The 20,763-nt window shown below is 41.2% G+C and carries 19 protein-coding genes and 5 pseudogenes; 21 read left to right on the top strand and 3 right to left on the bottom strand.

Annotation, left to right across the window (positions count from 1 at the left end):
- Positions 1-176: 176 nt before the first annotated feature.
- From QFZ81_RS24490 to QFZ81_RS24445, 10 genes and pseudogenes are all read left to right on the top strand, one after another.
- Positions 177-766: pseudogene (locus tag QFZ81_RS24490) on the top strand (hydrolase).
- A 44-nt stretch (positions 767-810) separates the two neighbouring features.
- Positions 811-1,257, top strand: coding sequence for a c-type cytochrome (locus QFZ81_RS24485; RefSeq protein WP_307440863.1), 447 nt, complete (start codon positions 811-813; stop codon positions 1,255-1,257).
- 151 nt (positions 1,258-1,408) lie between these two features.
- Positions 1,409-1,603: a hypothetical protein gene (locus tag QFZ81_RS24480; RefSeq protein WP_307440864.1), complete on the top strand. Its 195-nt coding sequence runs from the start codon at positions 1,409-1,411 to the stop codon at positions 1,601-1,603.
- Positions 1,604-1,685: 82 nt separating this feature from the next.
- The gene (locus tag QFZ81_RS24475) at positions 1,686-2,126 is read left to right on the top strand and encodes a MarR family winged helix-turn-helix transcriptional regulator (protein WP_307440865.1); all 441 of its coding nucleotides are present in this window, start codon (positions 1,686-1,688) and stop codon (positions 2,124-2,126) included.
- 580 nt (positions 2,127-2,706) lie between these two features.
- Positions 2,707-3,297: a hydrolase gene (locus QFZ81_RS24470; RefSeq protein ID WP_307449534.1), complete on the top strand. Its 591-nt coding sequence runs from the start codon at positions 2,707-2,709 to the stop codon at positions 3,295-3,297.
- A 309-nt stretch (positions 3,298-3,606) separates the two neighbouring features.
- Positions 3,607-4,197 carry a hydrolase gene (locus tag QFZ81_RS24465; protein WP_307449538.1) on the top strand — a complete coding sequence of 197 codons (591 nt, stop codon included), beginning with the start codon at positions 3,607-3,609 and terminating at the stop codon, positions 4,195-4,197.
- A gap of 309 nt (positions 4,198-4,506) precedes the next feature.
- Positions 4,507-5,097, top strand: coding sequence for a hydrolase (locus QFZ81_RS24460; protein ID WP_307449538.1), 591 nt, complete (start codon positions 4,507-4,509; stop codon positions 5,095-5,097).
- Between the two features lie 125 nt (positions 5,098-5,222).
- A complete protein-coding gene (locus QFZ81_RS24455) occupies positions 5,223-6,116 on the top strand; it encodes an S-layer homology domain-containing protein (RefSeq protein WP_307605191.1) in 894 nt (297 codons plus the stop codon).
- Positions 6,117-6,127: 11 nt separating this feature from the next.
- Complete coding sequence (locus QFZ81_RS24450) at positions 6,128-7,459, top strand: multicopper oxidase family protein (RefSeq protein ID WP_307605189.1); 1,332 nt, start codon at positions 6,128-6,130, stop codon at positions 7,457-7,459.
- 275 nt (positions 7,460-7,734) lie between these two features.
- Complete coding sequence (locus QFZ81_RS24445; protein WP_373462605.1) at positions 7,735-8,010, top strand: DUF896 domain-containing protein; 276 nt, start codon at positions 7,735-7,737, stop codon at positions 8,008-8,010.
- 153 nt (positions 8,011-8,163) lie between these two features.
- Here the strand turns inward: QFZ81_RS24445 and QFZ81_RS24440 are convergent, their stop codons facing one another.
- A complete protein-coding gene (locus QFZ81_RS24440) occupies positions 8,164-8,478 on the bottom strand; it encodes a putative sulfate exporter family transporter (RefSeq protein WP_307440870.1) in 315 nt (104 codons plus the stop codon).
- A gap of 178 nt (positions 8,479-8,656) precedes the next feature.
- On the opposite strand from QFZ81_RS24440, the pseudogene QFZ81_RS24435 reads away from it, so the two are divergent.
- The 4 genes and pseudogenes from QFZ81_RS24435 to QFZ81_RS24420 form a co-directional block, all read left to right on the top strand.
- Positions 8,657-8,785: pseudogene (locus QFZ81_RS24435) on the top strand (IS6 family transposase); the annotation flags it as partial.
- Positions 8,786-8,948: 163 nt separating this feature from the next.
- Positions 8,949-9,897, top strand: a pseudogene (locus QFZ81_RS24430) (ring-cleaving dioxygenase).
- Positions 9,897-10,289 (top strand): alpha/beta hydrolase, encoded by a 393-nt coding sequence (locus QFZ81_RS24425; RefSeq protein ID WP_373462606.1) that lies wholly within the window; start codon positions 9,897-9,899, stop codon positions 10,287-10,289. Before QFZ81_RS24430 ends, QFZ81_RS24425 begins: the two are co-directional and overlap by 1 nt.
- 419 nt (positions 10,290-10,708) lie before the next feature.
- Positions 10,709-11,036 (top strand): annotated as a pseudogene (locus QFZ81_RS24420) (NADPH-dependent FMN reductase family protein); the annotation flags it as partial.
- A gap of 313 nt (positions 11,037-11,349) precedes the next feature.
- Here the strand turns inward: QFZ81_RS24420 and QFZ81_RS24415 are convergent.
- Positions 11,350-11,943, bottom strand: a complete 594-nt coding sequence (locus tag QFZ81_RS24415) for a hydrolase (RefSeq protein WP_307607023.1) — start codon at positions 11,941-11,943, stop codon at positions 11,350-11,352.
- Positions 11,944-13,088: 1,145 nt separating this feature from the next.
- Between QFZ81_RS24415 and QFZ81_RS24410 the strand changes: the two genes are divergently transcribed.
- Positions 13,089-13,724, top strand: coding sequence for an FMN-dependent NADH-azoreductase (locus QFZ81_RS24410; RefSeq protein WP_307440872.1), 636 nt, complete (start codon positions 13,089-13,091; stop codon positions 13,722-13,724).
- A gap of 144 nt (positions 13,725-13,868) precedes the next feature.
- On the opposite strand, the gene QFZ81_RS24405 is transcribed toward QFZ81_RS24410, so the two are convergent.
- Entirely contained in the window at positions 13,869-14,123 is a 255-nt protein-coding gene (locus tag QFZ81_RS24405) for a YolD-like family protein (RefSeq protein ID WP_307449544.1), read from the bottom strand.
- 503 nt (positions 14,124-14,626) lie between these two features.
- On the opposite strand from QFZ81_RS24405, the pseudogene QFZ81_RS24400 reads away from it, so the two are divergent.
- The 6 genes and pseudogenes from QFZ81_RS24400 to QFZ81_RS24375 form a co-directional block, all read left to right on the top strand.
- Positions 14,627-15,403 (top strand): annotated as a pseudogene (locus QFZ81_RS24400) (class I tRNA ligase family protein); the annotation flags it as partial.
- Between the two features lie 201 nt (positions 15,404-15,604).
- A complete protein-coding gene (locus QFZ81_RS24395) occupies positions 15,605-16,261 on the top strand; it encodes a GntR family transcriptional regulator (RefSeq protein WP_307440878.1) in 657 nt (218 codons plus the stop codon).
- 130 nt (positions 16,262-16,391) lie between these two features.
- Entirely contained in the window at positions 16,392-17,603 is a 1,212-nt protein-coding gene (locus QFZ81_RS24390) for a M24 family metallopeptidase (protein ID WP_307440879.1), read from the top strand.
- 20 nt (positions 17,604-17,623) lie between these two features.
- On the top strand, positions 17,624-18,706 hold the full coding sequence (locus QFZ81_RS24385) for a tartrate dehydrogenase (RefSeq protein ID WP_307605186.1): 1,083 nt from the start codon (positions 17,624-17,626) through the stop codon (positions 18,704-18,706).
- A 38-nt stretch (positions 18,707-18,744) separates the two neighbouring features.
- Positions 18,745-19,737 carry a thiamine pyrophosphate-dependent dehydrogenase E1 component subunit alpha gene (locus tag QFZ81_RS24380; RefSeq protein WP_307440881.1) on the top strand — a complete coding sequence of 331 codons (993 nt, stop codon included), beginning with the start codon at positions 18,745-18,747 and terminating at the stop codon, positions 19,735-19,737.
- 32 nt (positions 19,738-19,769) lie between these two features.
- Positions 19,770-20,753, top strand: coding sequence for an alpha-ketoacid dehydrogenase subunit beta (locus tag QFZ81_RS24375; protein ID WP_307440882.1), 984 nt, complete (start codon positions 19,770-19,772; stop codon positions 20,751-20,753).
- The last annotated feature ends 10 nt before the right edge of the window (positions 20,754-20,763 follow it).

Genomic DNA, 20,763 nt, shown 5'->3' with positions numbered 1-20,763 from the left:
GCACAGTAACAACGCTAGCATTTTTAACTGTCGTAGTATCCACAAGCGCATGTGGCTCTATGATCGGATCAAAAGCGAATACACCTGCTGCCGCGACTAGCCAAGCTCATACAGCACTTCATTCAAAGGCTGTTCCATCACCAAGATTGTTAACACCGACGAACCATACGTTACTCATGATCGACCACCAACCGCAAATGGCTTTTGGTACTTCGTCTATAGACATCGCGACGCTGCGCAATAACGTGACTGGACTTGCCAAAGCAGCGAAAGCTTTCAACGTTCCAACCGTTCTGACGACGGTAGCTTCGAAGTCTTTCAGCGGACCGATTTTCCCGGAAATCCAAGCGGTATTCCCTGATCAGCAGCCAATTGACCGTACACAATGAATGCTATGGAAGATCAAAGAGTCGTCGATAAATTGAACAGTTATGGCAATAATAAACTCGTGGTTTCTGGTCTTTGGACTGAGGTATGCGACTTGACAGCCGTACTTTCCGCGATCGATCAAGGATATGAGGTGTATATCGTTACCGATACTTCAGGCGGTGTATCCAAAGAAGCTCACGATATGGCTATTAAGCGCATGATTCAAGCCGGCGCTACCCCAATCACCTGGGAGCAGTATTTACTAGAATTGCAACGTGACTGGGCTCGTTCCGAAACTTACAAAGCCACAACGGATATTGCCAAAGAACACGGCGGAGCATACGGATTAGGCATTATTTACTCGCAAGAAATGTTTGGTGGAAAAGAAGGACATTAATCGAAGAAAATCAAAATTTTTAAAAGAGGGGGTCTATCAGATTTATGTTTAAGAAGACGCCAGTTCTGCTGTTAGCGCTTGCCATTTCCGTATCGTTAGCCGCATGTAAAAAAACGGATGAGACGCCTTCAGAAAGCCTAAATCCATCCGCGGATTCTAGGCCTTCTGAGCCATCTGTTCCAACAAGCTCGCCGGAAAATGTTGGCCAAGCAAATCAGGCAAATCCCAGTCCTAGTGAAAGCATAACGGCAGCTCCAACAACGGCAGCGCTTGATGCGTCAATCATCTTCAAACAAAATTGTATAGCCTGTCATGGTGCAGAGTTGGAAGGGAGAATGATTGGTCCCAATTTGCAAAAAGTAGGTGCGCGTTTAAGCAAAGAAAAAATCATTAACCAAATCACTAATGGGAACACAATGCCACCTTTCAAAGATAAACTGAACAAGCAAGAAATTGAAACGTTGGCAAGCTGGCTAGCAGCCAAAAAATAAAAAAGATAGTCAGATTAATAGCTAAATAAGTAAATAGTGTTGACCATGTGGCGCCCATCCCAACTGTAATAAGGTAATCGTCAAATTAAAATTAATTCTGTAACATGGAGCGCGGTAGGCGTGAAGAAAAAATTATGGGAGGAATGCGGAAATGACACCAGTTCAGGTAGATGAATGGCTGGATGAGTATAATGATTATTTGCTGCTTTATGAGTTGTTTGGAGACAAGGCTTATTTGGATGAAACGACGAAAATATTAACAAATTTAAAAAGATATATCTCTCGTCTGCACATGTACAAGAAACGTATGTTCATGGATGATTCACGAAATGTATTGCAGAAATGATTACCATTGTTATTATTATAAAAAAGAATTACCTTTAATTTAAGATAGTTAAATCTAAGATATTGAGAGGAGGTGAACCTCTATGTCATTCCAACTAGAAGATGATCAATCTACTTCGCTTAAGACCTTTGTTGTCCTTTCAAAAGCCTACAAAACACTCATGGACCGTGCGGTTAAAGATATGAAGCAAAACGGTCTATCACCTTCGGAGTTTACGATTTTGGAATTGTTATATACGAAGGGAAGAATACCACTGCAGCAAATTGGTGAAAAGATTTTAATAACCAGTGGAAGTATTACCTATAATATCGATAAGCTGGAGAAAAAAGGTCTAATAAAACGTGTGCATTGTGAAGAAGATCGAAGAGTTATTTATGCTGAAATTACACCGGTGGGGTATGAATTATTCGATCTAACTTTTCCAGGTCATGCAGAAACGATCCATTCCATCACTCAAGGTCTTTCTCTAGATGAAAAACAAGACATTATAAAACTTCTTAAGAAACTAGGAAAAGGAATGTAATTAATAAATACAGCCTTTCAGAGTTAGGGTGTATGAACTGAGATAGCCCCAAAAGAGGCAAGAGCAAGAAGGAAATATAGAATGTCAAACATTTAAAGTGATTAACTAACTAAATATGTGTTGACTTATTAAATGTAAGTATATATTATAATAAAAGTAATTGGAATTACTTACACCGTTTCAAATAAACAAAGTAAAGTGAAGGGGGCATAGTCGGTCGAAATGCACTAGGGATAAATTGAAGATAATTACTAGTAAGTTCAATATGTTTGATGCACTACAATATGTTTTTAGAAAATATACTTTCGGTAAATATCTTAATGCCATATTTCTTAAATTTAAGAATAACAAATTTGAGATATTACTTAAAAAGGAGCTAACAACCATGAAAAAATATCTTACAGGCCGTACAGTAACAACACTAGCACTTTTAACTGCCGTCGTATCGACAAGCGCATTCGGATCTATGATGGTTGCAAAAGCGGATACACCTGCTGCAACTAGCCAAGGTACAACAGCCATTTATGCAAAAGCTGTTCCATCTCCAAGATTATTAACACCGACGAACCATACGTTGCTTATGATCGATCACCAGCCGCAAATGGCTTTTGGTACTTCATCCATTGACATCCAGACGCTGCGCAATAACGTGACTGGGCTTGCCAAAGCAGCGAAAGCTTTCAAAGTTCCAACTGTTCTGACGACGGTAGCTGCGAAGTCGTTTAGCGGACCGATTTTCCCTGAAATCCAAGCCGTATTCCCTGATCAACAGCCAATCGACCGTACGACGATGAACGCTTGGGAAGATCAAAGAGTGGTAGATAAAGTTAACAGCTACGCTAAAAAGAAACTAGTTGTTTCTGGTCTATGGACTGAGGTTTGCGACTTGTCCGCCGTTCTCTCCGCGATCGATCAAGGATATGAAGTGTACATCGTAACCGATACTTCAGGTGGCGTATCGAAAGAGGCGCACGATATGGCGATTGAGCGCATGATTCAAGCCGGCGCGACGCCAATCACTTGGGAGCAATACTTACTAGAGTTGCAACGTGACTGGGCTCGTTCTGAAACTTATAAAGCCACTACCGATATTGCCAAAGAATACGGCGGCGCATACGGATTAGGCATTATCTATTCGCAAGAAATGTTTGGCGGTAAAGAAGGACATTAATCAATAATTGAAAAGATACGCGATAAAATGATGGTAGGACATTTAAATGTTTTATATCTTTAAAGTAAGATAATTAATTTTAAGATAAATTTATAATAAAAGGAGCTAACAACCATGAAAAAATATCTTACAGGCCGTACAGTAACAACACTAGCACTTTTAACTGCCGTCGTATCGACAAGCGCATTCGGATCTATGATGGTTGCAAAAGCGGATACACCTGCTGCAACTAGCCAAGGTACAACAGCCATTCATGCAAAAGCTGTTCCATCTCCAAGATTATTAACACCGACGAACCATACGTTGCTTATGATCGATCACCAGCCGCAAATGGCTTTTGGTACTTCATCCATTGACATCCAGACGCTGCGCAATAACGTGACTGGGCTTGCCAAAGCAGCGAAAGCTTTCAAAGTTCCAACTGTTCTGACGACGGTAGCTGCGAAGTCGTTTAGCGGACCGATTTTCCCTGAAATCCAAGCCGTATTCCCTGATCAACAGCCAATCGACCGTACGACGATGAACGCTTGGGAAGATCAAAGAGTGGTAGATAAAGTTAACAGCTACGCTAAAAAGAAACTAGTTGTTTCTGGTCTATGGACTGAGGTTTGCGACTTGTCCGCCGTTCTCTCCGCGATCGATCAAGGATATGAAGTGTACATCGTAACCGATACTTCAGGTGGCGTATCGAAAGAAGCGCACGATATGGCGATTGAGCGCATGATTCAAGCCGGCGCGACGCCAATCACTTGGGAGCAATACTTACTAGAGCTGCAACGTGACTGGGCTCGTTCCGAAACTTATAAAGCGACTACCGATATTGCTAAAGAACACGGCGGCGCATACGGATTAGGCATTATCTATTCGCAAGAAATGTTTGGCGGTAAAGAAGGACATTAATCAATAATTGAAAAGATACGCGATAAAATGATGGTAGGACATTTAAATGTTTTATATCTTTAAAGTAAGATAATTAATTTTAAGATAAATTTATAATAAAAGGAGCTAACAACCATGAAAAAATATCTTACAGGCCGTACAGTAACAACACTAGCACTTTTAACTGCCGTCGTATCGACAAGCGCATTCGGATCTATGATGGTTGCAAAAGCGGATACACCTGCTGCAACTAGCCAAGGTACAACAGCCATTCATGCAAAAGCTGTTCCATCTCCAAGATTATTAACACCGACGAACCATACGTTGCTTATGATCGATCACCAGCCGCAAATGGCTTTTGGTACTTCATCCATTGACATCCAGACGCTGCGCAATAACGTGACTGGGCTTGCCAAAGCAGCGAAAGCTTTCAAAGTTCCAACTGTTCTGACGACGGTAGCTGCGAAGTCGTTTAGCGGACCGATTTTCCCTGAAATCCAAGCCGTATTCCCTGATCAACAGCCAATCGACCGTACGACGATGAACGCCTGGGAAGATCAAAGAGTGGTAGATAAAGTTAACAGCTACGCTAAAAAGAAACTAGTTGTTTCTGGTCTATGGACTGAGGTATGCGACTTGTCAGCCGTTCTCTCCGCGATCGATCAAGGATATGAAGTGTACATCGTAACCGATACTTCAGGCGGCGTATCGAAAGAAGCGCACGATATGGCGATTGAGCGCATGATTCAAGCCGGCGCGACGCCAATCACTTGGGAGCAATACTTACTAGAGCTGCAACGTGACTGGGCTCGTTCTGAAACTTATAAAGCCACTACCGATATTGCCAAAGAACATGGTGGCGCATACGGATTAGGCATTATCTACTCGCAAGAAATGTTTGGCGGTAAAGAAGGACATTAATCGATTGCTGTTTGAAAATTCACGAAGCAAAATGTGCTTCGTGAATTTTTTCATCAATTTCAAATGGATGGTCTCAAGCTAAGGCTAGTTAGCATTAAACTCTAATACTAGGAGGAAATAATCATATGAAGAAGAGCTTATCTGTTTTATTTTCTGCAACAATTGTTCTGTCGATGTTTTCTTCCGTCGCGTTAAGTAAAACTTCAGCCGACTTCACGGATCTGAAAGATCTGGATACAGTGACAAAAGCGAAATTCGAAACGATGATTAACGCCGGTATATTTAATGGCGTAAGCGATACAACATTTGGTCTTCATGATGAAATGAACCGTGCTCAGTTCGCGAAAGTAGCAGCATTGATCATGAATCTGGAAATTAATAAAAACTTAAATACATCAAGTTTCACTGACGTTAGTATGGGCGACAGAGCTAACGGCTATGCGCTCCCTTACATCGAAGCTTTGAAAGCTGCTGGCGTGACCGACGGTTATGGGGAAGGCATATATAACCCAGCGGGTAAAGTAACCAAAGAACAACTGGCTGCTTTCCTTGTTCGGGTACTGGGCAAAGATGCTGATGCCAAAGGCAAAACTTACACGGACAAAACCGTTTCTGACTGGGCACAAGGCTATGTAGCGCTTTCTCTTGAATTAAAACTGTTTCCAGCTGCTGAAGGTAGTTTCGGTGGTATATCCAACGCGACTCGCGATCTACTCTTGCTTGGCGCTTATGAGGTGAAGCAACACTTGATGCCAACCGGAGAACAAATGATTCACATTATGGACTTTGCATTCTGTAAAAAAGCCTTGACTGTGAAAGCTGGCACGAAAGTAACTATCATGAACGAAGAAGATGTTCCGCACACTATCGTTAGCGATGGACTATTCGACTCTCGTAAGGAAAACAGTGCTGGAATAAAAAAAGGCGAAAGCTATAGCTACACCTTTGATAAACCAGGTGTATACAAAGTCTACTGTTCCTTTCATCCTTTTATGACTACCACGGTAACTGTTAAGTGAGAGAGGAATCTATGAAAAAAACACTGAAAATTGCAGCAGCCGCTTTATTAGTCTCCGTCCTGATAGGAAGTTCATACCTCCGCTTACCGGTTCCAGTTGTGGCGGCCGGTCAGCTTGAGCCAAACTGGACGTTCGACGATGTTGTCGAACAGATGCATAGGGATTGGATCGGCGGAACAGTGAAAAAGGAAGAAATGACCGGACAAGTTCGAGAGTTTAATATGCACATTGAAGAGATCGAGCATGAATTGACCGATGGGGTTAAGATTAAAGCATGGGCATACGGTTTGGAAGGGCAGCCTGCCACTGTTCCAGGCCCTCAAATTCGCGTCAAAAAAGGTGATCTGGTCCGCATTGTGATCAAAAACAATTCGACACAGCCGCATTCTTTGCACCCTCACGGCATTACCAGCGTGGATATGCTGAATGACGGCGTTGCGCACATCACAGGGAACTACATTATGCCAAAGAAATCTTACACCTATGAGTTTGTAGCCAAAGAAGCAGGTACCCACTGGTATCACTGCCATGTGCAAACATCTCTGCACCAGGATATGGGGATGTATGGATCTTTGATCATTGAAGATACGGAGAAACCAAGTTGGGACAAAGAATTTACCATGATGCTAGACGAGTGGGACACCCACCGTGACCCGTCAAATGCAACTGCAAAACCAACTTACAATTACTACTCAGTTAACGGCAAATCGGGTAATTCCATTCCTGATATGATGATTAAAGAAGGTGAGATCGCCCGCGTTCGTTTGATCAACGCAGGCTTTGAATCCCATTCTGAGCATCTTCATGGAACGCACTTCGTCGTTATTGCGAAGGACGGTTACAAAGTGCCGCAGCCTTACAATATGGACACGGTAAATATCGCTCCTGGTGAAACCTACGATGTTCTCGTAAAAGGCCGGGACGGCGTATGGCCATGGCACGACCATAACTCCTTAGCCGCGACGGATGACGGCGTGTACCCAGGCGGCATGCTGATGCATATACGCGGTTCTGGCGATGACAAGTTCAACCCAGAAGCAAATCCGTCGTTAATGCCAGTTGAAGGCCACATTCATGCTTCTGACGATCATGTGCTGACAACAAATGGCGATCCTTTGTTCATCAAAGAGAAAATGACCTACAACAGTGAAGAATGGCTCAGTGCTTCCCCGGAACGAAGAGCAAAGATCAACGAACAAAACATGGAATGGGGTCAATCTATCGGTGGCGTGTACAACGCAGTTTCTGGCACGTGGTCATTCCCTAGCAATGGCAGTACAATCATTCAGCAGCCTAGCGAGTCTCCAAACGGAGCCCAACCGAACCATCAACATAAAATGTAATGGTAATAAGGGGCTCTGAACTCGGCAGTTACAAACTATATGACTCTAGGATCGACTGTTTAAATGAAACGATATTAAATAACATGTAAAAGGGAATGTGTAAAAAAAGCTGATAAAAAAGCTTGACAAAAAGGGCGTGGCTTGTAAATTTTTATTGTATTGAAAAAAAATCAAGCTCTGATCTTCTAGGAATTGGGAATAACAGGCAGCTAATTTGGCGCGCAGTAAAGGAAAAAAAAGTCATACATTGATCATGATATTTTAGAAACACCTGAATGAAAATCCAACAATTTTGCTTGAATCAAAAAAAGGAGTGGATCATTGTGCGTGCCATTTTAAATAAAATTAATGAGCTTTCAAGAAAAGAAAAAGAAATTGGATTAACTGACATTGAAAAAACAGAACAAGCAAATCTACGAAAAGAATATCTTCAAATATTTCGTGGTTCTATAGATAGTATGCTCTTGAATTCTACAATTGTTGATCCGAACGGTGATAATGTTACTCCAGAAAGATTAAAAAAAGAAAAGGTTAAAATAGCTACAAAATAAATGATTTTCACTATTTGAGGACTCCGAATAAAATTATTAAATGCTACGCTGCCTAAAGATGGCTCCTAAATTGGAAATTGGTCGGGAGTCATCTTTTTTATGTCCATTACAAAATATAGCTCAAGTGAGTACCTAACGGTTAAACCTACTTCCTTAAATATGATTCGTAAACCATTGGAACACCAAACTGGTGAGAGAAACGGTGAACCATACGAGAAGCCCGAATAGGATCGGCCGAACCCCCATTTTCATCATTTTACGAAAATCCGCGCTTAAACCGATTCCTGTTAATGCCATCACAATCATAAACTTAGCCAGATCACCTATATAATGCTTTATTTCATTACTGAACAAACCTAGAGTATTAAATATAGAGGCTACCATAAACCACAGTATGAACCACGGGAAGATCCGGGCCATGCTGTATGAAACGCTTTGGTCTTCGACGGCCTCCCTTTTCTTGCGCATTCCGAGCCATACTTCAATCGCGAAGTTTACGGAGCGCCTTGCTTCCGAGAAGCTTGCTCAATTGGGAGGTAGCTTGTGGTGCATAGTCCTAGTACATAATAACATAATTGAAATGAATTTATGGGATGGGGCAAACGTTGAAAACGGGATTAGATTTGTTTAAGCGGAAGCAGTATGAATCATCTTGCTAACAGTAAGATAGAATTTGAAATATAGCCTAAGTTATCGTGATCTAGTGGAGATGATGGAAGAACGAGGTCTTGGGATGGCTCTTACAATCATTATGCGATGGGTTCATGAGTTTGGGCAAGGAAATTGGAAGAAAGGTTAGGGAATTAAAAAATATATAACTTAATTTGCCTTCCAAGAGGTAATACAAATGTACAATGCACTCTTTTATCATTAAATTAATTGATGTTTTATCAATATGTAGGGAAAACTATAATAAAGAAGTTTAAGGAGGCATTTTCATGTCAAAACAAACAACTGGTATCCATCACATAACTGCATTTGCAGGTGATCCTCAAGCAAACGTCGATTTTTATGCCGGAATCCTCGGCCTTCGCCTGGTAAAGAAAACAATTAACTTTGATGCTCCTGATGTATATCACTTATATTTTGGTAATGAAGCAGGGAGTCCAGGCACGATCATTACGTTCTTCCCAACACCTGGAACACCAAAAGGCAAGATAGGAGGTGGCCAAGTCGGTATTACTACCTATATCGTACCTCATGGTTCGCTAGACTTCTGGGAGAAGCGTCTTATTAACTTTGGAATCTCAGTTAAGAAAGTGAGCCGTTTCAAAGAAGATTATATTCAATTCACAGACACCGAGGGAATGGGTCTTGAATTAGTTGAACGAAATGAGGGGAAAAACAGCAAGTGGGCATTTAATGGGGTTCCAGCAGACAAGGCGATTAAAGGTTTCGGAGGAGCTGTGCTATTCAGCACCAATGCAGAGAGCACTATGGATACGCTGCAAAACGTACTTGGTTTGACAAAAGTTGCAGAAGATGACAATTACGCACGTTTTCAAGCAACAGGAGAGATAGCCAACATCATTGACGTTCTTCTAACCAACATGGATTGGGGTGTAGGGGGAGCTGGAATAGTTCATCATATTGCTTGGCGTGCAAACGATTTTGATGATCATGTAGAATGGCATAAAGAAGTAATGCGCAAGGGATATCGACCAACTCAAATTCTTGACCGTCAATACTTCAATGCCATTTATTTCCGTGAATACGGTGGAATTCTTTTCGAAATTGCTACAGATCCTCCAGGTTTTTCAAAAGATGAGCCTGCTGAATCATTAGGTGAGAAATTAATGCTTGCCTGAGTGGTATGAGAAAAATCGTGCAAAAATTGAAGAGAACCTGATCCCTATTCAAGTAAGAGAACTGGTAGGGAAACAGTAATGAAACATATTTTTGAAAAAGGTACTAGAGTGGATGATCCGGTATTAGTTGGGTTTGTCCGAGACAACCTAGTGGCCATTGGTTATTCTAACGGAGCCAATATAGCAGGCAGCCTTCTATTCCATTATCAAAATGCATTTAGTGGCGCTATTCTTCATCATCCAATGGTTCCAAGAAGAGGCATTAAGCTACCGAATTTATCTGATATCCCTATCTTTATAGGTGCAGGTACTAATGATCCAATCTGCACTGCGCAAGAAACCGAAGAGCTACAAAAACTACTTCGTGAAGCTGGAGCAACAGTTGAAGTTCATTGGGAGCATTTTGGTCATCAATTAACAACTAGCGAAGTGGATGCAGCCTCGGTTTGGTTTAAGAAGAACCTGTTGTAATATGGATTGGTGCTCGCGATCTAAATGATATCTTTTGATGCTCGTGGAATGGAGCGTTGTTACATGTCTGCAAGTTTACAACATCGCCTTCAATGAGGCTTTATTAATATTGACTATCGAAAATACGTTGACTATAAAAAGTAAGTTTTATGATATTAATGCAATAGAATTTCCTTTTATTTTACCTATTAAACAGTAAATATCCTTTGGACGATCATTTTCCTCATTATCCATTGAAGAACTACATACTAAACATTTATATTTACTAGTTGTTCTTCTTTATCTGATACTGAATTTTTTCTAGGTGATGAATATTTAATCATTTTTTTTGAAATTATAGTAAAGGCGATAATTTAATTACATTTTTAGTTTGTTAATAAAAAAGATATCATCCCCATGACCTTCAAACCTCGTTTAGTATGGTAGTAGGGAAAGAATTTATTGAAACCTACCATAAAGCAAATCCAACAGATGAAGTAATTTATCTAGATTTGTACAAGACAAAAATGCCTCATATAGATGGTGACGTATTTAGTGGTTGGGGGAAACTTCGATCAGGAACTTCTTTTGAACAACTCTCCGATGCTGAAAAGTCAAAAGTTGATAAAAAAGCCATTCATTATTCAAGCAAGTGGTGGAGAGTACACGGAGGGTCCTGCTGCTGATTTCGAAAGTGGTCATAGTTACCTAAAGAAAATTATCCAATTTCATGGAGTTCCATCTTTTGAGGGAATATTTGTAGAAGGCATGGCATCCCTCATTCACTCTCATTCACCTACTCGATTTTATACTTCAATTATACAGAAAAAAGGTACAGATCCTCAATAATTTGAGGTTTTGTACCTTTTTACATTAAATAGGGACTTTTTCAGTGGCTTCGCGAATTTGGGGCTCATTTTTCCAATATTATGAAACATCACATTTTGTTTTTTTGTTGTTGGTGAATATAGTAACTGCGACATATGTATACTAGCGGCTGCTTGGTTGCAATACCATTTTTTCGGGAATGGATTACATCCAGATTTTCCTATTGCAGTGTCACCGAATAGCATACTTTTGTTTAATGCCCTTCTTTTCCTCCAAACATCTCATTTGCGTAAATGACACCAAGTCCATAAGCGCCGCCGTGATCTTTTGCTATAGTCAGAACATCATTGTAAGTTTTTTGATTAGCCCAATCACGCTGCATCTCAAGCAAATATTGCAACCACGTAATAGGTACAGCACCAGCCTGGATCATTCGTTGAACAGCCATTTCATGCGCCTCTAGACTTACGCCTCCACAAGCATCCGAAATAAAGTATACTTTATATCCCGCGTCAATTGCTGAAAGAACTGGATCGACAACGCAAACTTCAGTCCAGAGGCCAGCAATTACAAGTTTCTTTTTACCGAAGCTTTTTACTTTATCTACGACGCGCTGGTCTTCCCACGCATTCATAGTTGTACGATCGATTGGTGCTTGATCAGGAAAAACAGCTTTAATTTCCGGAAAGATAGGACCGCTAAAAGTTTTCGAAGCCACTGTAGTAAGTAACGTAGGCACACCGAACAATTTCGCGGATTTTGCAACTCCTGCTACATTATTTCGGATGGTTTCCAAACTATGCGATTTCGTTGCGAAAGCCATTTGTGGTTGATGGTCAACTAGCATGAGGGAATGATCGGTTGGACTTAACAAACGTGGTGAAGCATTAGTTGCAGTCGCTTGAATCTGTGCTCCTTCCGAAACCTTAGTAGCAAGCGAGTTAAATTCTGCTTGTGAAGACCCGACTGAATTTGCTCGAGAATTATCAGTGGCAGTTTGAGCAACATAATTGGGAGCGACTTGCCCATCATTCAATGCATTAACCTGAAAACCCTTTGTTTGAACATTTGTTTCATTCGGACCCTTAGTGGTACATCCTGTCAAAGCAGAGAATAACATTAGACCAGCAATTGAGTATAATCTTTTTTTCATTTAATAAACACCTCCATCATTAAGATGATTCAAGAGAGGTGGCGTTATCCGAAGGAAATTTTTCCATTACAATTTAAGTGAGGAGAAGTTATTTAATCCTGCATAAAATCCAGATCATCTAGTGGTTTCATACCGTAATCGTGTGGAGCAGGTTGAGCCTTGAAAGCTCAAGAAACACGTGTTGCCTGAGAAGGAGATCAGGATAAAGCCTAACCAGCAGTTCTGCACAGAGTCTTGCGTAGTGCATGGTAACGTGTACGACGAAGCGGAGACAGGAAGTGAGTAGGCCGGAATCAAGTGAAAAGGACAATTAACCCCGAAATACAAAAATATATCCTGTAATTCAATAACATCCCAGTTGTAAGTGTTCTGAAAAATTTGAAGTCCATGAAAATCTAAGAAACGAGAGAAAAACAGAGATATGCTTTTGTTCATAGAGGGAGGTATGTTCAACAAGTTCGATGCATATTTTCGAAATATTAAAAAAACAAAATAGCAAAAAAAATCATTGCTCTTTTCCCCTTCAATTTAACTGTTTATAATTCTCGAATTTCGGATAACCCTTATTCATTAGAATTTCCCGAATGTGAGGTAGTGAATATAGCTGTTCACGAAGGGTTTTAACCCTTATTAATACCGCTTTAGCTTCATCACCATAACACTCTGCATCCCCCTGCCAACAAAAGGGGATAAGGAAGGATCTCTTTATCTGATACTAGGATTTTTTCTAGGTGATGAATATTGAATCATTTTTTTTCAAATCATAGTAAAGGCGATAATTTAATTACATTTTTAGTTAGCTGATAAAAAAAATATAACAGAAGGGAAGTTTTCAGATAATGGCAACTATACTCTACATCACTGCACATCCGCACGACCATCAAACCTCGTTTAGTATGGCAGTAGGGAAAGAATTTATTGAAACCTACCATAAAGCAAATCCAACAGATGAAGTAATTTATCTAGATTTGTACAAGACCAATATGCCTCATATAGATGGTGACGTATTTAGTGGTTGGGGGAAACTTCGATCAGGAACTTCTTTTGAACAACTCTCCGATGCTGAAAAGTCAAAAGTTGGTCGCCTAAATGAGATCGTTGAGCAATATGTGGCGGCTGATAAGTATGTTTTTGTTTCCCCAATGTGGAATTTTTCTTTCCCACCGCTTCTCAAGGCTTACATTGATGCAATTTGCATTGCGGGTAAAACATTTAAATATACCGAAAATGGACCAGTTGGTTTATTAACAGATAAAAAAGCCATTCATATTCAAGCAAGTGGTGGAGTGTACACGGAGGGTCCTGCTGCTGATTTCGAAAGTGGTCATAGTTACCTAAAGAAAATTATGCAATTTCATGGAGTTCCATCTTTTGAGGGAATATTTGTAGAAGGCATGGCAGCTATGCCAGACAAAGCTCTATCGATTAAAGAAAAGGCGATCGCACAAGCGCAAGAGGTTGCAAAGCGTTTTTAATAAAACATCCAAAATCAAAAAGTAGCCCGCACAAGAAGATCAAGTTGTGGGCTTCTTTTTTGGGACACCTGAACAAAACACCCACTTTTGTGTACATGTTCGAAAAAGAAGGAAGGATCTTGCCGTGGCAAGTTCCTTCCTTCTTTAATTCATCTCGATTTCAATTTCATAGCAAACACTTATAATGTCGTCCATTAGAATCCACTCGAATCCTTCACTATGACTTATTTTTAAACTACTACTCATTGACTGGTCAATCTTTGTGATAATACCCGTTATTTCTTGGTCTTTGATGTTATTGAAATAGCTTATTGTGAGGAATCTTTGATCTCGCAGTGATTCAGCTATTACTTTTGCGATTGTTTCTGCCTCTCGGAAAGTTGTTTTCTTGTTCTCCATCAAGTTTCCACCCTCCATTGGTGTTCATTATATTAATTATTAGGGAGGAGCGTTTTTTGTTCCATAAATTAATTTAGCTCAAACAGGAGGAAATGAATATGGCGATTGTTACTGATGCAAAAGGAAATATATTATTGGAATTTAAGAAAGTGCAGGAGGAAGAACTTGATAGAATACAGTTAGCGCACCATTAACCCATTCATTAATTGTGATAAAGTACCAAGCTAAATACCTATTAATGCTCAACAAATGGAGAAAGAGTTGGGAACTACCTGGAGGTGTTATTGAATAAGGGGAAACTGCTAGGGAGTGTGTTATTAGAGAGCTCTTTGAAGAAACCAACCAATATGTAAATGATATTGAGTTTAAGGGATTGATGAAATTTGATCTTTAACCAAGTTTTCATGGTCCCAAGAGGATTGAGTATGGTGGTTTGTTTTATCAGTGAACTGGATATTATAGCTGATTTTATTGAGAATGATGAGGCAGAAACAATCATTTTATGGGATGGTTCATCGGATATAGCACCGTGGTACAGCAAGAGGTTTTCGAAGCAGATTGTAGCCGAGGCAAAGTCTAAAGTGTGATACGATCAATATAATCCCGAAGACTATCCACAGCAAACTTCTAAGAACGAATTAGACTGTTGGGTGCTATCGAGATTAAATACCACCTTGCAAAACGTAGTGAAGGGGCTTGAGGTTTACGACTTTTTGAACCCGGCAAAGCATATAGAAACGTTCGTCGACGAGCTTAGCAATTGGTATATTCGTCGCTCACGTGACCGTTTCTGGGGCAGCCAAATGACAGAAGACAAGGTATTTGCGTACCAAACACTGCGCAAAGTTTTGTTAACACTGGCTCAGATGATTGCACCATATATCCCTCTCATTGCCGAAGATATTTTCAGCAACCTTGGCGGCGAAGGCAGCGTCCATCTAACTGATTATCCGTTGGTAATGGGACACGTTATTGATGGGGAGCTGGAAAGTGACATGGAAACCGTACGACAAATTGTCGAGCTGGCACGCAGCGTCCGGAATGAAATGGGGATCAAGACTCGCCAGCCTTTATCCGAACTGATCGTCTCGATAGACCGCGAATTTAATCTGAACCCATTCGAGGATATCATAAAAGATGAAATCAACGTTAAAGCAATCCGAGTGGAACAAAGCGATAGCAGCTTCGTTAACTACAATTTAAGACTGAACTTGAAAGTTGCCGGCAAAAAATACGGAAAATTCGTCGGCCCCGTTCAAAACTATTTAAAACAGCTATCTGGCTGGAAACTTATTTTTCATGTTTCGTCAATCTTGTAGACAGCTTTCCGAAGTTTCTTGGCGCGGTCCATACTTGGACAAGCTTTGAAAAATCTTTATAAAATTTAAAGGAAAAGTATTGCAAATTTTAGTTAAAGAATATAAAATAAGCTTATAAACGATAATCGATTATTTATTATTCATCTTGTGGAGGTTAATACATTGCAAAAATCAGTTCAAAATCCACTGCTCAAAAGGCAGGTTCTACGCGAGGATATTAAAAATTATTTAACGGATTTAATCATAAGTGGACAATTTAAAACTGGCGAACGTCTTGTGGAGACGCAAATTGCCAAAGATTTAGGTGTCAGCCAAGCTCCTGTGCGTGAGGCAATTCGGGATCTTGAGCAGTTAGGCTTATTGGAAACCATCCCTTACCGTGGCACGTTTATCCGCAGCTTCACTCTAGAGGATTTAAAGCACGCCTATCTGGTACGTGCTGAGCTAGAATCATTTGGGATTCGTGGAGCAATCAAACGGTTGACTGACAATGATTTGGAAGCATTGGAAGACCTGTATCGTAAGATGCTAGCCTCGGAAGAAGCGGGAGATATCAGAGCGAGAAGTTTATTAGATAATGAATTTCATTCCTTCATTATCGAGTCCTCCGGTAACGCTATCCTCGTAAAAGCGTGGAAAGCAGCGAGTGTAGCGGAATGGACGTATTTTGGTGGACGTGTTTTAAAATCTTTGAGCGGACGGGAGATCGTTGAACGGCACCTTCCGATTTTGGAAGCGCTTCAGAAAAGAAGTGAGGAAGAGGCTTCGGCGGTCATGCATGCCCATTTTACCGAGTTAATTGAGATTTTGGAAATATAAATGAACAAGAAGTCAGGTCATACCCTAAAGGTTATTGAGAGGGGGGATGTTATATGTAGGCCGAAAACGAAAATAAGAAATGGGACAAAAAAAGTTTATTATTTAAACACATATAAAAGGAGGATTTTCAATGACATATGGAACTATGGCAGTCGATCACGAAATGAGAATTAATTACGATAAACTTCGCAAAGACAGATTGCAAAAAACAAGGGATCAAATGGAAAAAGATGGTCTTGGAGCTTTACTAGTTTATGATCCGGACAATATTCGTTATATCACAAGTACCAAACTGGGTGAATGGTCCAATAATAAGTTAGGACGATATGCTTTATTACCAAAGGGGAAAGATCCGATTTTGTTTGAAATCGGCAGTGCTGTTCCTTCGAGAAAAGCGCTATGCCCTTGGTTAAAAGATATTCGTCCAGCTAAAACGGATATGAGAGGTACGATGCCGCCTGAGCTTGGTACTATTGAATATAGCATAAATGAAATCGCTTCCATTTTAAAAGAATATGGCTTGGAAAAAGAGCCTATTGGCGTAGATGTCTTGACTGTGCCAATCGTTCAAGCTCTTCAAAAAAATGGTTTGGTTTTAGTAGACGGTCAGCAAACGATGTTGAATGCTCAAACCATTAAAACGAAAGAAGAAATCCAGTGTCTCGAAATTTCCGCGGCAATGGTTGATGGTGCTTACTGGGATGTTTTCAACATGATTAAGCCGGGAATTCGTGAAAACGAAGTTTATGCCATGATGAGAAAGCGTTTATATGAGCTCGGAGCAGAAAATGTTCACAACGTTAATGTCATCAGTGGTGATCGTGCTAATCCGCATCCGCACGATTTCTCCGATCGAATCATTCGTCCGGGCGACATGGTCTTCTTGGATGTTGTGAATGATTTTAACGGCTACAAAACGTGCTACTATCGCACATTCGTATGCGGTCGTCCAACCGAAAGACAAAAACGTGTTTATAAGAAAGCATACGATTGGTTATACGATGCAATCAAAATGATTAAACCAGGCGTCCGCACAGATGAAATCGCCAAACTTTGGCCGGATTATAAACAACTGGGTTATGATAATGAATACGAAACATTGGCATTATTTATCGGTCATGGCGTAGGTGTTTCTCACTGGGCAAAACCTATAATTAGCCATCAAAATTCAATTGATATGCCTGAAGTGCTTCAAGAAGGTATGCACATTGCTCTTGAAACCTATTATGGTGAAGAAGGCGATGCTGCTCGTATTGAAGAGCAGGTTGTTATTACCAAGGATGGCTGTAAAGTAATTACTACCTTCCCTGCCAATGAACTGCTATCAACTTGGAATTACTAGTTTAAGAGGGAGGGATGGATATGAAAAAAACGTATAGAATCGCAGTGATTCCAGGTGATGGAATAGGTCCGGAAGTTATCACTGAAGGTGTAAAGGTCTTGAATAAAGCAGCCGAACTGGACGGGAGTTTTCAGTTTGATTTTACCTATTTTCCATGGGGTTGCGAGTATTATCTGGGGCATGGGAAAATGATGGATGACGACGGTCTGGAGCAACTAAAAGCTTTTGACGCGATTTATTTAGGGGCGGTTGGTTATCCGGGAGTTCCAGACCACATTTCTCTTTGGGGACTGCTTCTTAAAATAAGAAAAGGTTTTGATCAATATGTCAATTTACGACCTATTAAATTGCTTGACGGTGTGCGGTGCCCCCTGAAGAATATCCTATCGGAGCAAGTAGATATGTTAGTTATCCGTGAAAATAGCGAAGGGGAGTACGCGGGAGCCGGTGAATGGTTAATGAAAGATTCCCCGCAAGAGGTCGTCCTACAGACCGGTGTTTTCTCGCGGAAAGGTACGGAAAGAATCATTCGTTATGCTTATGAACTAGCACGCAAGCATGGAAAAACGTTAACCAGCATTAGTAAAGGCAATGCCTTGAATTATTCAATGGTATTTTGGGATCAGGTGTTTGATGAAGTGGGCAAGGAATATCCCGATGTAAAAACCAGTTCCTACCTCGTTGATGCGGCTAGTATGTATTTCATTAAAGATCCAAAGAGATTTGAAGTTGTTGTAGCTTCTAATTTATTCGGCGATATTTTAACCGATTTGGGAGCGGCTATCGCAGGGGGACTTGGTCTGGCTGCAGGCGCTAACATTAATCCTGAGCGGAAATATCCTTCGATGTTCGAGCCGATCCATGGATCAGCTCCGCGCCATGCAGGGAAGCAAACGGCCAATCCACTCGCTTCGGTCTGGTCCGCAAGCCAAATGCTAGATTTTCTCGGTCATTCGGATTGGGGCAATAAATTGATTAAGACCATGGAAGAACTGATTGTTCGTGGTGCGGTTCTCACACAGGACATGGGAGGAACGGCTACTACGACAGAAGTTGGAGATGAAATCGTAGCCTTATTAGATCATTCTTTTGCCATAAAATAATCGATTATTGATTATTCCTCAACAAGGAGGTTCTACTCATGCTGCCAGGGACAACGAAACAAAAACTTCTAGCTTACGAAAAAGAATTGCTGCTGGATATTTTATACAAGATGTATACCGTACGTATTTTCGAAGAAAAGGTCGAACAATTGTTTATGCGGGGCAAAATCCACGGGACAATGCACTTATGCATTGGACAGGAGGGAACCGCTGTAGGCGCATGTGCGATGTTGGAGCCTGCTGATAAAATTACCAGCACGCATCGGGGACATGGACATTGTATTGCCAAAGGAACCGATATCAACCGGATGATGGCAGAAATATTAGGTAAGTCAACGGGGTATTGCAAAGGGAAAGGAGGTTCCATGCATATCGCTGACTTGGAGACTGGCAATTTAGGGGCGAATGGGATTGTTGCCGGAGGACATTCCTTAGCTGTAGGAGCGGCTCTTACTTCTCAGATGAGGGATCTGGGCTATGTGGTCCTTTGCTTCTTTGGAGATGGAGCAACCAACGAAGGGAATTTTCACGAGTCTTTGAATCTAGCGTCTATTTGGAAACTACCAGTTATCTTTTTCTGCGAAAATAACGGATACGCGATGTCCGGTCCAATCAAGGAGATGGTCAACATCGAGAATCTTGCCGATCGTGCTGTATCTTACGGCATCCCTGGCGTAGTTGTGGACGGTTCCAATGTAATAGAAATTATGGATGTCACCAATGAAGCAGTGAAGAGGGCCCGTACTGGGTTTGGTCCTACTTTGATCGAAGCAAAGACGTATCGTTGGAAAGGGCATTCCAAAAGCGATGCACGGAAATATAGAGCCCGGGAAGAAGAACTTGAATGGATCAACCAGAGAGACCCTATTTTACTATTCAAGAAGCAGTTGATTGAGGAAGGTTTGTTAACTGATGAACAGGATCTAACCATGCGGGATAGTGTGCTAGCTGAAGTAGATGCAGCCGTTTATTTCGCGGAAAGCAGCCCGCCACCCGATATCGATACGCTTAAAGAAGATGTATACGCTTAACCTAACCTTATTGGAAAGCGAAGGGAATTTGGATGAGACTAGCGACATATCAAGAAGCAATTAGGGAAGCTATGAGCCAGGAAATGCGCACGAATGAACTTGTTTTTATTTTGGGAGAGGACATCGGTGTATATGGCGGAGCCTTCGGTGTAACGAACGGAATGATTGAAGAATTTGGAAGCGAGCGTGTTCGTGTCACTCCGATTTCGGAATCTGCCATTACAGGCTGTGCCATTGGTGCTGCAATGACTGGTATGCGTCCAATCTTGGAAATTCAATTCTCTGATTTTATTACAATTGCTACAGATCAGATTGTCAACCAAGCTGCGAAGCTGCGCTATATGTTTGGTGGAAAAGGAAATGTGCCCATAGTTGTTAGAACCCCTGGGGGTTCCGGAGCTGGATTAGCTGCTCAGCACTCACAGAGCCTAGAGGCATGGATGACCCATATCCCCGGTTTAAAGGTTATTCAACCGTCAACCCCATACGATGCTAAAGGCTTGTTGAAAGCGGCTATGGATGATGATAACCCTGTCATATTTTATGAACATAAACTGTTGTATGGGATGAAAGGTGATGTTCCGGAAGAGCCTTACACAATTCCACTAGGTAAAGCTGATATCAAACGGGAAGGAACGGACGTTACGATTATCGCCACTTCCATTATGGTGCACAAAGCGTTGGAGGCGGCGAAGCAGTTGGAGCTGGAAGGAATTAGTGTAGAGGTTGTGGATCCGCGAACTTTAGTGCCTTTGGATGAAGAAACCATTATTGAATCTGTGAAAAAGACCGGGCGTGCCGTTGTCGTACACGAAGCGGTAAAAAGAGGAGGTTATGGTGCCGAGATTGTCAGCATGATTCAGGAAAGTGAAGCCTTCGATTATCTAGATGCGCCTATTCAGCGCGTTGCTGGCCTTCCGATTCCTATACCTTACAATGTTGAGCTTGAAAAACTTGCTGTGCCTCAAGTAGGGGATATTATCCAAGCTGTAAAATCCACTTTATTGAGAGTGTAAGAAGGAAGTG

Origin of the sequence: Paenibacillus sp. V4I9 (assembly GCF_030817295.1) — a bacterium.
In the GTDB taxonomy this organism is placed as follows: Bacteria; Bacillota; Bacilli; order Paenibacillales; family NBRC-103111; genus Paenibacillus_E.
The sequence above is the reverse complement of the archived record's forward strand: the minus strand, read 5'-3'. Positions and strand labels throughout refer to the sequence as shown.